The organism is Pseudomonas sp. Irchel 3E20 (assembly GCF_900187645.1).
Classification (GTDB): domain Bacteria; phylum Pseudomonadota; class Gammaproteobacteria; order Pseudomonadales; family Pseudomonadaceae; genus Aquipseudomonas.
Genome location: NZ_FYEE01000003.1, coordinates 210568 through 223684, shown reverse-complemented (window position 1 = coordinate 223684; position 13117 = coordinate 210568). Strand labels below are relative to the sequence as shown.

Genomic DNA, 13117 nt, shown 5'->3' with positions numbered 1-13117 from the left:
GGGCGCCTTGCGCGCCCCGTCGATTGAGTAGAAGTTGAAACTTAGATCGCTTTGAGCGTGCCTTTAGGCAGCGTGGCGGCAATAGCGCCTTTCTGGAACTTCATTTCCACGGTATCGGAAACTTCCAGTACTACGAAGTCATCCGCAACTTTGGTGATCTTGCCGGCGATACCGCCAGTGGTCACAACTTCATCACCCTTCTGCAAGCTGCTCAGCAGGTTCTTCTGCTCTTTGGCGCGCTTGGCCTGTGGACGCCAGATCATCAGGTAGAAGATGACCAGGAAACCGACCAGGAAGATCCATTCAAAGCCACCACCCATAGGGGCGGCAGCCGGTGCAGCGGCGTCAGCCATGGCATTAGAGATAAAAAAGCTCATTTAGCACTCCAGTTGCAAAATTAGTGTCTTGAAAGGTTGGAAACTCAGTCCAGCGGCGGCACGGGAAGCCCGCGTTTGGCATAGAAGGCATCGACAAAGGCGGCCAATGTACCCTGTTGAATAGCCTCGCGCAAACCAGCCATAAGCACTTGGTAATGGCGCAAATTGTGGATCGTATTCAACATGCTGCCCAGCATTTCGCCGCACTTGTCCAGATGATGCAGATAGGCACGGGAGAAGTTCTGGCAGGTATAGCAATCGCAGGTCGGATCCAGTGGCGAATCATCATGGCGATGGAACGCGTTACGGATCTTCAGCACGCCGGTATCGATAAACAGATGCCCATTGCGGGCATTGCGGGTTGGCATCACGCAATCGAACATGTCCACACCGCGGCGCACACCCTCAACCAGATCTTCCGGCTTGCCAACACCCATAAGGTAACGAGGTTTGTCAGCTGGCATCAGCCCCGGTAGGTAGTCCAGCACCTTTATCATCTCGTGCTTGGGCTCGCCCACCGACAGCCCGCCAATGGCCAGGCCGTCAAAGCCGATCTTGTCCAGGCCCTCAAGCGAGCGCTTGCGCAAGCTTTCGTGCATGCCGCCCTGGACGATACCGAACAGCGCCGCCGTGTTGTCGCCATGGGCATTCTTCGAGCGCTGCGCCCAGCGCAGCGACAGTTCCATGGAGATCCGCGCCACGTCTTCATCGGCCGGGTACGGCGTGCATTCGTCGAAAATCATCACGATGTCTGAGCCCAGGTCACGCTGGACCTGCATCGACTCTTCAGGCCCCATAAACACCTTGGCGCCGTCCACCGGTGAAGCGAAGGTCACACCCTCCTCCTTGATCTTGCGCATGGCGCCCAGGCTGAACACCTGGAAACCACCGGAATCGGTGAGGATCGGGCCTTGCCACTTCATGAAATCGTGCAGGTCACCGTGCTTCTTGATGACTTCCGTGCCCGGGCGCAGCCACAGGTGGAAGGTGTTGCCCAGGATGATCTCGGCGCCCGTGGCGACGATGTCCCGCGGCAGCATGCCCTTGACCGTGCCATAGGTGCCCACCGGCATGAACGCCGGGGTCTCGACAGTGCCACGCGGGAAGGTCAGGCGACCGCGACGGGCCTTGCCGTCGGTGGCCAACAGTTCAAATGACATACGACTCATACGGTTTCCTCTGGGCCGCGCGGCGCCGGATTACGGGTGATGAACATCGCATCACCGTAGCTGAAAAAGCGGTACCCCTGCTCGACCGCCGCCGCATAGGCAGCCATGGTCTCGGGGTAACCGGCGAACGCCGAAACCAGCATCAAGAGCGTGGATTCGGGCAAATGGAAATTGGTCACCAGGGCATCGACCACATGGAACGGCCGCCCAGGGAAGATAAAGATATCGGTGTCGCCACTGAACGGCTTGAGCACACCGTCACGGGCCGCGCTCTCCAGGGAACGCACGCTGGTGGTACCCACCGCCACCACCCGGCCACCACGGGCACGGCACGCCGCCACCGCATCCACTACGTCCTGGCCGACTTCCAACCACTCACTGTGCATGTGGTGGTCTTCAAGGCGCTCGACACGCACCGGCTGAAAAGTCCCCGCCCCCACGTGCAGGGTCACGAACGCAGTCTCTACGCCCTTGGCCGCAATCGCCGCCAGCAGCGCCTGATCGAAATGCAGCCCCGCCGTCGGCGCTGCCACCGCCCCCAGGCGCTCGGAATACACCGTCTGATAACGCTCGCGGTCAGCGTCCTCGTCCGGGCGGTCTATATAAGGAGGCAAGGGCATGTGCCCGACGCGGTCGAGCAACGGCAGCACTTCTTCGGCAAACGCCAACTCGAACAGCGCATCGTGACGCGCCAGCATCTGCGCCTCGCCACCGCCATCGATGAGAATCTGCGACCCCGGCTTAGGCGACTTGCTCGACCGCACATGGGCCAGCACGCGATGGCTGTCCAGCACCCGCTCCACCAGAATTTCCAACTTGCCGCCGGACGCTTTCTGGCCAAACAACCGCGCCGGAATCACCCGGGTATTGTTGAACACCATCAAATCGCCCGGGCGCAAATGCTCAAGCAAATCAGTGAATTGACGGTGTGCAAGGGCGCCGCTGACCCCGTCCAGGGTCAACAGGCGACTGGCATGACGCTCAGCCAAAGGGTGGCGGGCAATCAGCGAATCAGGGAGTTCGAAAGTAAAGTCAGCAACGCGCATGATGGGGTTCGTCTAGCAGGGCCGGGAAGTCTAGCGGAAATAGCGAAAATAGACCACGAAACCTGATTGACCAACGGTATTCACCTCTCTATACTTCGCCGCCATTGAGCCCTGATGGCGGAATTGGTAGACGCGGCGGATTCAAAATCCGTTTTCGAAAGGAGTGGGAGTTCGAGTCTCCCTCGGGGCACCAAACATTAAAAAGACCTTGAAATTCAAGGTCTTTTTTTTGCCTGTAAAAAAGTGGCCGTTAAGGGCCACGCAGGCATGCGGAGGACTTTGCACCATGGAAGCGACGCTGGAGACCGTAGCGCTTTATTCACTCAAGTTGGCGTATGAGGTGGAAGGCTCCAGTCCAATCCTGCGGGACGACCCGGCCATGGATCGCTATCAGCGCGAGGTGTTCGGCTTGTTGGTGCGTCAAGCGGACGTTGGGGCCATTCAATTCAAATTGGGCGAGTGCCTGGGCTTGGCGTGCGGCGCGTTGGGCGGTGTCATGGGGCGTGAGCTGCAAAGGCTACGCGCCGAAGTTCATAGCGCACAGACCCTGGAAGCGCTCAATGCGCCGCTGATGGAACTCAAGGGTTACCTCAAAGACATCCTGTAGTGGGCCTTGGATACACAGATGCTGGGCGCTGGGCCGCGCGCCCCGCCGTATTCGGGCAATCGATCTCACATCCAGAAACATCAAGCCAATTGCCATCACTCCCCTCATCTGCTTGCATCCGCCGCTTCAAAAATCTGTCGGTTCAGGAATCAATCGATGAAAACCTTGGTAGTAGGCGCGAGCAAAGGATTGGGCAGGGCTCTGGTAGAGGGGCTTGGTGAGGCGGGAGACACGCTGATCGGTGTCTCACGTACGCGCCCGCAAGACCTGGCGAGTAAAGCGGGTGTGCAGTTGCGCTGGATCGAAGCGGATTTGGCTGAGCCGGCGCACGCGGTGCGGGCCATCGAACACGCGGTGGCCGAGGAAGGCCTGGATACGCTGATCTACAACCTGGGAATTTGGGAAGACCAGGCCTTTGATGAGGCCTACGACTTTCTGCAAGACCGCGACGAGCAACTGGAGGCCATTGTCGGTTGCAACATCACCGCGCCCATCCTGCTTATCAAACGCTTGCTGCCGAGCCTACTCAAAAGCCCCAACCCACGGGTGATCTTCACTGGCTCCACCTCTGGCCTGCCCCAGAGCGGGCGCCCGGAGGTCACTTTCACCGCGTCCAAGTTCGCCCTGCGCGGCATGGCCGACGCCTTGCGCGAAGGCTACCGGGAGCAACGCCTTGGCGTGACGTGCCTGAACCTGGGCTACCTCAATACCCAAGACCCGTTGAGCACACCGCGCGCTGTGGCCGAGCAGCGCGGTGATGGCCAGCTGATCCCGGTGCATGACGTGGTGCAGGTGGTGCGCATGGTCTTGAGCCTGTCCTCGGCCAGTTTCGTGCGGGAGCTGACCTTGCCCGCGATGCTCGACGAACGCTTCTGACCCCATGAAGTCGCGAACCTGACGCCAGCCAGGTTCGCCCCACGCCTGTGCAAACGCCGGCAAGCAGGCCAATCGGTCTCGATTGCTTCCTCAAAGCAGCCCTGAGGGCGGAGGAAAAACAACAGGGTCGCCGGCCAAAAAGCACCGATTAAAGTCGATTACTGCACTCACATTATTAATGAAGGTTATTTGGACCTAATTAATGGAAATTTATCCGCATAAAACCAATAAACATTAAAAACACAATTCAGCCCCAATGCCTCCCCGCCTAACCTTTAGCTATCAATCCGGGAGGTATTTTCATGCTCATCTTCTTCAAATCCATGGTCATCGGGCTTTGCATCGCAGCTCCGGTCGGCCCCATTGGCCTGCTGTGCATCCAGCGCAGCCTGAGCCAGGGCTGGCGCGCCGGTTTCGCCACGGGGCTGGGTGCGGCAACCGCCGACTCGATCTACGGCTTCATCGGCGCCTTGGGCATCACCGCCATCATCGCCACGCTTATCAGTTGGAAGCCCTGGCTGTGCATTTTCGGCGGGTTGTTCCTGGCCTATATCGGTTACCAGATCATCCGTTCCAAAACCGCCGCCACCGTACTGCCGGGCGAGCGCGCCAACATGTTCAAGGCGTATTCGAGCACGTTGTTCCTGACCCTCTCCAACCCCATGACCATCCTTTCGTTCATTGCCATTTTCGCGGCGATGAGTGATGGCATGGTCAACAGCCAGCACTCGGTGGCATCGATGGTGATGGGCATCTTCCTCGGCTCCGCGGCATGGTGGCTGGGCCTGAGCGGTTTCTCGTCGGTGTTCAAGAGCCGCATCCAGGCCTCGCGGCTCAAGTTGATTAACTACCTGTCTGGCTCGACCATCACCGCCCTGGGCGCCTATCAAGTGGTGACGGGCGTGATGCTGGCCACCGCAGCCGCCTAGATCACCCGCGGCGGTTGCCCTGCTTGAAGTCCACATAGGCGCGCAAGCGGCTGACCGCCCGCTCAATCTGCTCCAAAGAAGCATTGCTGAATGACAGGCGCACCTGGGTGCTCGCCCCGTTCATCAGCGAGAACAGCGACGTGGGAAACACGATGACCTTGAACTGGTTGGCACACTCGCACATTTGCAGGTAGCCAAAGGCGAACGGTAATTGCACGTTGATGAAAAAACCGCCCGCCGGGCGGTTCCAGGTCACGCGTTGTTCAACACCCAGGCTGTAGGGAAACTCATGTTCCAAGCAATCGATCATGGTGTTTCTTTTTTGCTGGTAGGCCAACACCCGAGGCTGGTTCAAGGCCTTCAAGGAATACTGATGTTCAATCAACAGCCCCGCCACCACTGCTTGGCACAGCGCCGGCGTGTTGACCGTGACCAGGCTCTTGGCCTTGCAGAGCTGGGTGCTGAACGGCTTCACGCCCTCCCCCTCGGGCGCGACCACATAGCCCATGCGTAACCCTGGGAAAATCGACTTGGCAAAAGAGCCCAGGTAGAACACGCGGCGGCTCTCAAGGGCCTTGAGTGCGGGGACCTTGCTGCCCTCATACCTGAAGTAGCTATAGGCATTGTCTTCGAGGATGAAAAAATCCAGCTCCTCGGCCAGCGCCAGCAGCTCCTTTCGCTCTGCCAGCCCCAGGCAATCGGAGGTGGGGTTGCTGAAGTCGGGGATCACATACAAAGCCTTTATCTTGTCTCCCGCCGACTCGATCGCCCGGGCCAGCAGGCGCAATGCTGTCGGGTCTAGGAAGATGTCCATGGCCACCGGTACGACCCTGATGCCCAGCAACTTGGCGATGCCAGTAATGCCGCAAAACACCGGGTCGGGCACCAGTAACACGCCACCGTCATCGAATACCGACAACAGGGTCAGCGTCGCCGCCTCCTGAAACCCCAGGCACACCACAATGTTGTCGGCATTTTCAACGCTGATGTCCTCATCCTTGTACAAGTAGCGGGCCAGGATGGGGTTGATGATCCCGCCGGTTTTGCCGTACTGGCACAGCGTGGTCGCCAGGGATTGGTCCGTGTCGGCCAGGTATTGGGTAAAGCGCGCCAGCCCCTTATGGATCAGCGACGGGTCGCAGTACTCGTCGTCGGGGCGGCCGGAGGCCAGGGAAATGGCCTCCGGGTTTTCGCTGGAGAGGGTGTTAAGCAGATGGATGACGTTGAGGGTCGGGTCATCGAACACCGAAGGGTGGAATGAATGGGTCAATCTGGCGCTCTCCAAAAAAACGACGAGCCCCAGAGTCGATACCGACCATTCAAGGCACTGCGTGTGGGTTTACTTTTTTGGGGGGGCGGCCCTGCTCGCGATGACGGCCCTGGCTGCAAGGACGCTATCGCGAGCAGGCTCGCTCCCACACGGGTTGTGATTTCATGGGTCGGCAAAGTACTAAGCCGGGTTAAGTACTCCCTCCTGCGCCACCCGTTTTTCCGTTGTTTGGAAGGCTTGCAGCAAATCCTGCTTGAGGTCTTCCACAGCCTCCAGTCCAAAGCACAAGCGCACCAGCCCCTTGCCAATGCCCATGTCGGCCTTTTCCTGCTCGCTCATCGAGGCGTGGCTGCCGCTAAACGGTTGCGCCACCATCGACGTCACGCAGGCCATGCCTGTGCCGGTGCCAAACCACTTGAGGGCGCCGGTGAAGGTTTTGTAGAAGGGCACCAGGTCGGGGCGGATATCGACGAACACGATGCCGCCATATCCGGTCAGTTGCTGGCCATCGATGCGCGGGTAGTAGACGTGTTCGACAAAGGGCAGGGTTTGCAGGTAGCTGAGCATGCTGACCGTTGTCGCGCTGTGCTTTTCCATGCGCAAGTTGAAGGTCTGCATGCTGCGGCGTAGCAGCCACGCACTATTGGGCGTCAGGATCGAACCGGAATAGAAGCGCCCCTCCAGCAGCCGCGCGTGAAGCGCCTCGTTGTCCACCAGCACCAACCCACCCATCACATCGCTATGGCCGGAGAAGTACTTGGTGGCGCTGTACAGCGAAATATCGGCGCCAAAGTGCAGCGGCTTCTGGAAGATCGGCGTGGCCCAGGTGTTGTCCACCACCACCAGCGCCTCGGGGTTGATGCGCTTGACCGCCGTGCTGACGGCCTGGATGTCGATGTCCTTGAGGAAGGGATTGGTGGGCGTTTCAAACACCACCATGTCCACGTTTGCCGGCAACGTTTCCAGGCCACTGGCGGTGGTCAGGTCCAGCACAGTCAGTTGCGCGCCGATGCGCGCGGCATAGCGCTGGAACAACTTGTAGGAGCAACCGTAGATGTACTTGTTAATAACCAGCGAGCCGCCGGGCTTGAGCAACTCCAGCACCATGTAGATGGCGCTCATCCCCGTGGCGTAGGCCAGGGCATATTCACTGCCCTCCAGGGCCGCCACCACTTGTTCCAGTTCCGTCACGTTGGGGTTGGCCTTGCGCGAATAAAAAAACGCCGAGTCCGCACTGAAGGCACTGCATTGATAAATGGGCGTGACGGAAGGCAGCGCATCCCGGTCGTCGACCCGCATATGAAGGATCTCAGTGGAAATACTCATGCCTTGTGCACCATTTTGATGACTTGCTCATACATGTTCTGCTTGCCCTCATAACCGATGGTGGGCGTGATGTCGTTTTGCGAAATACCGATTTCCTCGATGGACTCGGTGGGGAAATGCGCGCGGTCGAACACTTCGTGCAAGTTGGAATTGACCCCTTGCGGCAGCCAGACTTCCGGCCCGGTTTCATCGACCCGTGCCTTGGCGATGATGAAGCGGTAGCTTTCGTGGGGCCGCAAGGTGAGGGTTTTCCAGGCACTGCTCTGGCCGTCGTTGTAGTTGCGCCGCAGGTAGACCGTTTGCTCGAAATCCTGGGTATTGAGCAGTTGGGCGTGCAGGGAAACGATATCGCCGTGCCACTCGAATTTGCGTTTTTCGTAGCTCGTCAGCGCCTCTTCGCGCAGCTCCACCACCTTGTTCGCCTTCGGCGCCTCAAGCATGCGAAAGTGCGCGTCATGCCCGCAGGACGTGCAGCACCCATGGCTGTCCAGGCCCAGGATCTCGGCGTTCAGACCATAGCGGGTCACCAGCAGTGCGTTGCACTTGTTGCAACTGGTGTTGGTGCCATCGACGTCGTTCACGTTGCCCAGGTACACGTGCTCAACCCCCATGCCCCGGGCGATGTCCCGCGCCTTGAGCAGGCGATCCACGGGGGTACGGATGCTGTTGCTCATTTTGTAGTCGGGGTGGAAGCGCACAAAGTGCAGGGGAACGTTCGGGCCCAATTCATCCAACACCCACTGGCTGATCTTGCGGGCGGTGTCTTCGTCGTCACTGATATCGGTGACCATCAAGGTGCTGACTTCTACGTACTTGCCGGCGTCGTAGACTTTCTTGATTCCCGCCAACACCGGCTCGACCCACCCGGTGGTGACTTTGCGGTAGTACTCGGGGGAAATGGACTTGAGGGAAATCGAGAAGATATCGATCACCGGCAGCAGTTCGTCGATGGCTTCTTCGCTGATAAAAAACGCCGACTTGTACAGGTTTATCAGGCCTGCTTCCTTAGCCAACTTGGCGGTATCGAGAATGAATTCGTGCCACACCACAGGGTCGTTGTAAGTCCAGGAAATCACCCGGATACCGTGCTGGAGCGCGGTTTCCACCACTTGTTCGGGGGTGTAGTAGTACACGTCCTTGTCGGTCACGTACTTGGCCTGGGAGGTCTTCCAGTTGTGGCAGTAACCGCAGTTGAGCATGCAGCCGATATTGCCCAGGGACAGGATTCGTTCGCCAGGAGCAAAGTGGAACACCGCCTCGGTCTCGATGGTTTCTTCCGTGCTGTGTACACCCTTGCCGTAGTTCAAGGTCACCAAGCGGCCGCCGCGGTTGCCGCGCACTTTGCAGAAACCGACCTTGCCTTCCTGGATCACACAATTGCGCGGTGACAAGTGGCACTTCACCGCCCCGCCCGGAAGTATCTCTTCCAACATGGCGGGGGTGCTGTCCAGGGTCCAGTTCTTACCTTTATTAAGTTCCATCTCGAGTTCCTCATCATCACGGAAGTTTATTGTTCAACATCACGGGGCAAATCTTCGAGGCGAGAGCGTTCCGCCGCCAAAGTGGCGGCAGCCTCTCGTTATTAGGGATAAGCGGAAGTTACGCTGGCCAAGCCATAGTTCTTGAGGGAAAAGCGCCGGGCATTGATATTCATGAACGGTTGTATCAGCGGGCCGATCACCAACAAGAACGCAATAGTGCCCACACCAAAGGGCCCGCCCAATAACCAACCCGTAGAAAAGATGCCAATTTCGATAATCATCTTGGCCTTGGTAAAGGACCAGCGCCATTTAGCGACCATGGTCAACACCACCAGGTCCATGATGCGTATACCGATACCGCTCATGATTATCAGCGCCGACGCATAGGCACATAACACCAGCCCCACCGCCAGCATCGCGTATTCACTCATGCGCACCGTAAGGTATTCCCCCAGTCCCAGGAACGACCACAGGTCGATCAACAGGCCCGTCAGGGTGGTGGTGATGAAGGGGCTGATGGGCGGGTACTTCCTGTTCCAGAGCATCCACCACGTCAGGAAAAACAATGACACCAAGGCCGAACAGGCGCCCATGCCGAGTTTGACAAGTTGGTCGATAGAGATAATCAGAACATCCAACGGGTCAGTACCCAACTGACTGACAATAAATAACTTCGCGCCCAGCGAGAAAATAGCCACACCGGCCAGATACATCAAAAACTGGTCAGTCTTGAAATGTCGCAAGCTATGAACTTGCAGCCTTATATAGTCGGAAAACAGCGGATAGGTATTTTTTTTGCGTGACGATTTATCATATTCCATACAAGCACCATCCTTGGCGGAGAATAATAAATTAAGCAGCGTGCAACGCAAGAGTGTTTAAACTATGGGATAGCCGGTTTGACTTCTATTTTTTTTGCCCGGACTAAAAATAGACTAGCACTTGATTTTATTTTGCTGCATTATTTTTTAACGAAAAATCGGCTATTTTCATTAAAAACTATAGTTTTTTCGGGAGAACCTTACATGGACCGTATAGACATAAAAATCCTCACCATGGTGCAAGAGTCCGGGCGTATTTCCATCACCGAGCTGTCCAAACACGCCGGCCTTTCCATCCCCGCCACCACCGACCGCTTGCGCAAGCTTGAAGACGCGGGCGTCATCAAGGGCTACAGCGCCCAGGTCGACCCCACCAAACTGGGCTTTGGCATTTCCGCCGTGGTGGGCATGACCACTTTCAAGCCCGCCAAAGCCAAACTGATCGCCACCCTCAACGACATCCCCGAGGTGGTCGAGTGCCTGCATGTCACCGGTAACGATTCCTACCTGATCCGCATCTACGCCAAGTCGATGGCCGACATCGAAGAGATCATCGCCAAGATCAATGCCTACGGCGAAACCCGCACCAGCATCGTGCTGTCGGTGCCTATCGAGCGCCGCAAGCTGGTGCCCTGACCCGCCGCCGGGCCGGGTTTATAGCGCCACGGACCGACGAAAGTTTTGAACTATCCTGTGGGGCTATAGGAGCCGGCCATTTCACGGCCGGCCGGCATGGAGAGCGAAAATGGGCAATGCACCCTCCACCGGACCGGCCCCGGGCCGGCCCGAAGAATTGGACCAGACCACGTTGCATACCCTGATGGACCTGGTCAGTGACGGGATCTGGGATTGGAACGCCAACACCGGCTACGTGTACCGCAACCCCGGGTGGTACGAGATGCTCGGCTACGCGCCCCACGCCCTAGAAAACACGGTGCTGACCTGGGAAAGCGTGATCCACCCAGACGACTACCCCCGCGTCATGGCCCATTTCGACGATTACCTGCACCAGCGCACCCCGCGTTATCGCATCGAGTACCGCTGCCGCACCCGCGAGGGTGATTACCTCTGGATCGAAGACCGCGGCCATGTGGTGGCGCGCAACGCCGATGGTTCAGTGGCGCGCATGATCGGCGCGCACCGCAATATCGAAGACCGCAAACGCCAACTCGCCCAACTGGAGCTGCGCAATCAATCCCTGGAAACCCTGGTCGAGGAGCGCACCCGTGAGCTGTCGCAGGTCAACCAGCAGTTGCAGGCGCAGCTGGAACAGAACCGCCGATTGGCCGAAAGCGACGCCCTGACTTCAATCGCCAACCGCTATCGCCTGGAAAAAGTCCTGCAGCAGGAATGCGAGCGCGCCCAGCGTTTTCGCCAGCCGCTGGCCCTGATAACCATGGACGTGGACGACTTCAAACCGATCAACGACCAACACGGCCATGCCCTCGGCGACGCGGCGCTGATCCGCGTGGTGCAAAGCATCCAGGGCTGCGTGCGCGACACCGATCTGCTGGCGCGCTGGGGCGGCGATGAGTTCATGGTGGTTTTGCCCGGCACGGGCTTGGACGCGGCGATGGCCATGGCGCAGACCATCCGCCACGCCTTGCTGGCCTTGCCCGCCATGGGGGATTTCAAAGTGACCTTGAGTTTCGGCGTGGTCGAGCGCCGCGAAGGTGAACAGCAGGCCGACCTGGTGGGCCGCGCCGACCAGGCGTTGTATCGCTCCAAGGCGGCGGGCAAAAACATGATCTCGGATTGACCCGCCCGCCCACGGCGCCGCTGACACCCAGGGAGATGGAAGTCCTGCGGCTAATCGGCCAGGGGCTCGATTGCCGGGCGATTGCCCGGCATCTGCACATCAGCCCCCTGACCGCGCGCAAACACCGCAGCAACATCATGGCCAAGTACGGCCTGCACCATGTCGCCCAACTCAACGCCCTCGCCGTAGAACGGGATTTTCGTCGAGCGTGTGGCTGAGGCCGTCACCCCAAGCCCGCGTCACCCAGGGCTTTCGCGCCGCGAGCGGGAAGTCGCCCTGCACATCTGCCAAGGCCTGACCAGCAAGGAAATCGGCCAGTTGCTCGGCATCAGCGACCTCACCGTGCGCAAACACCGCGAGAACCTCTACCGCAAACTGGCCATCAGCAGCATCGGGCAGCTTGTTCTCTATTGCCTACAACAAAAATGGATCTATCCCGCAACAAACTGAAATTCCTCCTACGCCATCGGTGGTATTGCCGCTGCCACGGGCGACCTCCAATGATGGTCGGGCAAAACCCTCGGGCAGTTTGCACGAGCCCCCCCGCTCCCCAACACGGAGACAAGGAATGTCACGGCAACCCCTCTGCATCCCGCATAAAAAACGCTTAACCCTCCTGACCGCCCGGGAGGTGCCTGATGCCTGACGCCCCCCTCGACATCCTGCTGGTGGACGACCATCGGCTGTTTCGCCAAGGCCTGGCCGTGCTGCTGGGCCGCGAGCCTGACATGCAGGTCACGGGCCTGGCCGCCAATGGCCTGGAAGCCCTGGCGCTGCTGGCCCAGGCCCAGCCCGGCCTGGTCATCCTCGACCTGGAAATGCCCCTGCTCAACGGCATCGACACCCTTCTGCGCGCCCACCAACGCCACCCCGGGCTGCGTTTTTTGTGCGTCTCGGCCCACCGCGAACAGTGGCGTATCAGCGCCGCGTTGGACGCCGGCGCCCTGGGCTACCTGCTCAAGGATTGCGCTGTCGAAGAACTGGTCAAAGCCGTGCGCACCGTGGCCCAGGGCCGCGCCTACCTGTCGCCGGAGATTGCCACTGAAATGGTCCTCAGCCAGCGCTTGGCCAAGGCCCAGCAAGGTGCCGCACCCGGGGCCAACCTCAGCCCCCGGGAGCGGCAAATCCTCCAATTGCTGGTCGAAGGCCTCACCACCCGCGCGATTGCCGAACGCATGCACATCAGCAGCAAAACCGTGAGCACCCACCGCGAACACATCATGAGCAAGCTTGAAATCAAGGGCATCGCCCAACTGACGCGTTTTGCCCTGCGCGAGGGCTGGCTGTGAGGCGTACAGCCCTGGGCATTTGTACCGAGGCGCGAATCAGGCTTTTGGCGGCGCCGAATCAGCATTGCCCACGCTGTCAGCGCTGCGGGAAAAACCCAGCATAGGTTCCAGGCGAGCAATCGCCTTCGGAGGTCGCGGCGGGTGCCGCGATGCTCGGTTCTTCCATC

The 13117-nt window shown here is 59.1% G+C and carries 15 protein-coding genes and 1 tRNA gene; 9 read left to right on the top strand and 7 right to left on the bottom strand.

What is annotated here, in order from left to right:
* Positions 1 to 41: 41 nt before the first annotated feature.
* From yajC to queA, 3 genes are read right to left on the bottom strand one after another with little or no spacing between them, the layout of a single operon-like run.
* On the bottom strand, positions 42 to 377 hold the full coding sequence (gene yajC / locus CKW13_RS07380) for a preprotein translocase subunit YajC (RefSeq protein WP_007956696.1): 336 nt from the start codon (positions 375 to 377) through the stop codon (positions 42 to 44).
* Positions 378 to 421: 44 nt separating this feature from the next.
* Positions 422 to 1537 (bottom strand): tRNA guanosine(34) transglycosylase Tgt, encoded by a 1116-nt coding sequence (gene tgt / locus CKW13_RS07375; RefSeq protein ID WP_032803964.1) that lies wholly within the window; start codon positions 1535 to 1537, stop codon positions 422 to 424.
* Between the two features lie 5 nt (positions 1538 to 1542).
* Positions 1543 to 2592, bottom strand: coding sequence for a tRNA preQ1(34) S-adenosylmethionine ribosyltransferase-isomerase QueA (gene queA / locus CKW13_RS07370; protein ID WP_095107934.1), 1050 nt, complete (start codon positions 2590 to 2592; stop codon positions 1543 to 1545).
* A gap of 108 nt (positions 2593 to 2700) precedes the next feature.
* Here queA and CKW13_RS07365 point away from each other — a divergent pair.
* The 4 genes from CKW13_RS07365 to CKW13_RS07350 all read left to right on the top strand — a co-directional run bounded on the left by CKW13_RS07365 (position 2701) and on the right by CKW13_RS07350 (position 5004).
* Positions 2701 to 2785 (top strand) — tRNA-Leu (locus CKW13_RS07365).
* Between the two features lie 93 nt (positions 2786 to 2878).
* Positions 2879 to 3199: a hypothetical protein gene (locus tag CKW13_RS07360; protein ID WP_095107933.1), complete on the top strand. Its 321-nt coding sequence runs from the start codon at positions 2879 to 2881 to the stop codon at positions 3197 to 3199.
* Positions 3200 to 3355: 156 nt separating this feature from the next.
* Positions 3356 to 4075 (top strand): SDR family oxidoreductase, encoded by a 720-nt coding sequence (locus tag CKW13_RS07355; protein ID WP_095107932.1) that lies wholly within the window; start codon positions 3356 to 3358, stop codon positions 4073 to 4075.
* 302 nt (positions 4076 to 4377) lie between these two features.
* Entirely contained in the window at positions 4378 to 5004 is a 627-nt protein-coding gene (locus CKW13_RS07350; RefSeq protein ID WP_095107931.1) for a LysE family translocator, read from the top strand.
* 1 nt (position 5005) lies between these two features.
* Here the strand turns inward: CKW13_RS07350 and CKW13_RS07345 are convergent, their stop codons facing one another.
* From CKW13_RS07345 to CKW13_RS07330, 4 genes are all read right to left on the bottom strand, one after another.
* Positions 5006 to 6274, bottom strand: a complete 1269-nt coding sequence (locus tag CKW13_RS07345; protein WP_095107930.1) for a PLP-dependent aminotransferase family protein — start codon at positions 6272 to 6274, stop codon at positions 5006 to 5008.
* Positions 6275 to 6454: 180 nt separating this feature from the next.
* Positions 6455 to 7600 (bottom strand): PLP-dependent aspartate aminotransferase family protein, encoded by a 1146-nt coding sequence (locus CKW13_RS07340; RefSeq protein ID WP_095107929.1) that lies wholly within the window; start codon positions 7598 to 7600, stop codon positions 6455 to 6457.
* Positions 7597 to 9081, bottom strand: a complete 1485-nt coding sequence (gene amrS, locus CKW13_RS07335) for an AmmeMemoRadiSam system radical SAM enzyme (protein WP_095107928.1) — start codon at positions 9079 to 9081, stop codon at positions 7597 to 7599. Before amrS ends, CKW13_RS07340 begins: the two co-directional genes overlap by 4 nt.
* 101 nt (positions 9082 to 9182) lie before the next feature.
* The gene (locus tag CKW13_RS07330) at positions 9183 to 9902 is read right to left on the bottom strand and encodes a YitT family protein (RefSeq protein ID WP_095107927.1); all 720 of its coding nucleotides are present in this window, start codon (positions 9900 to 9902) and stop codon (positions 9183 to 9185) included.
* A 204-nt stretch (positions 9903 to 10106) separates the two neighbouring features.
* Here CKW13_RS07330 and CKW13_RS07325 point away from each other — a divergent pair, with 204 nt between their 5' ends.
* The 5 genes from CKW13_RS07325 to CKW13_RS07305 all read left to right on the top strand — a co-directional run bounded on the left by CKW13_RS07325 (position 10107) and on the right by CKW13_RS07305 (position 12950).
* A complete protein-coding gene (locus CKW13_RS07325) occupies positions 10107 to 10538 on the top strand; it encodes an Lrp/AsnC family transcriptional regulator (protein ID WP_095107926.1) in 432 nt (143 codons plus the stop codon).
* Positions 10539 to 10647: 109 nt separating this feature from the next.
* Positions 10648 to 11661: a sensor domain-containing diguanylate cyclase gene (locus CKW13_RS07320; RefSeq protein ID WP_095107925.1), complete on the top strand. Its 1014-nt coding sequence runs from the start codon at positions 10648 to 10650 to the stop codon at positions 11659 to 11661.
* The gene (locus CKW13_RS07315; protein ID WP_176465073.1) at positions 11658 to 11879 is read left to right on the top strand and encodes a response regulator transcription factor; all 222 of its coding nucleotides are present in this window, start codon (positions 11658 to 11660) and stop codon (positions 11877 to 11879) included. The genes CKW13_RS07320 and CKW13_RS07315 overlap by 4 nt, the downstream gene beginning before the upstream one ends.
* Complete coding sequence (locus CKW13_RS07310; protein WP_218192047.1) at positions 11872 to 12111, top strand: response regulator transcription factor; 240 nt, start codon at positions 11872 to 11874, stop codon at positions 12109 to 12111. Before CKW13_RS07315 ends, CKW13_RS07310 begins: the two co-directional genes overlap by 8 nt.
* A 188-nt stretch (positions 12112 to 12299) precedes the next feature.
* Positions 12300 to 12950 (top strand): response regulator transcription factor, encoded by a 651-nt coding sequence (locus CKW13_RS07305; protein WP_095107922.1) that lies wholly within the window; start codon positions 12300 to 12302, stop codon positions 12948 to 12950.
* Positions 12951 to 13117: the final 167 nt, after the last annotated feature.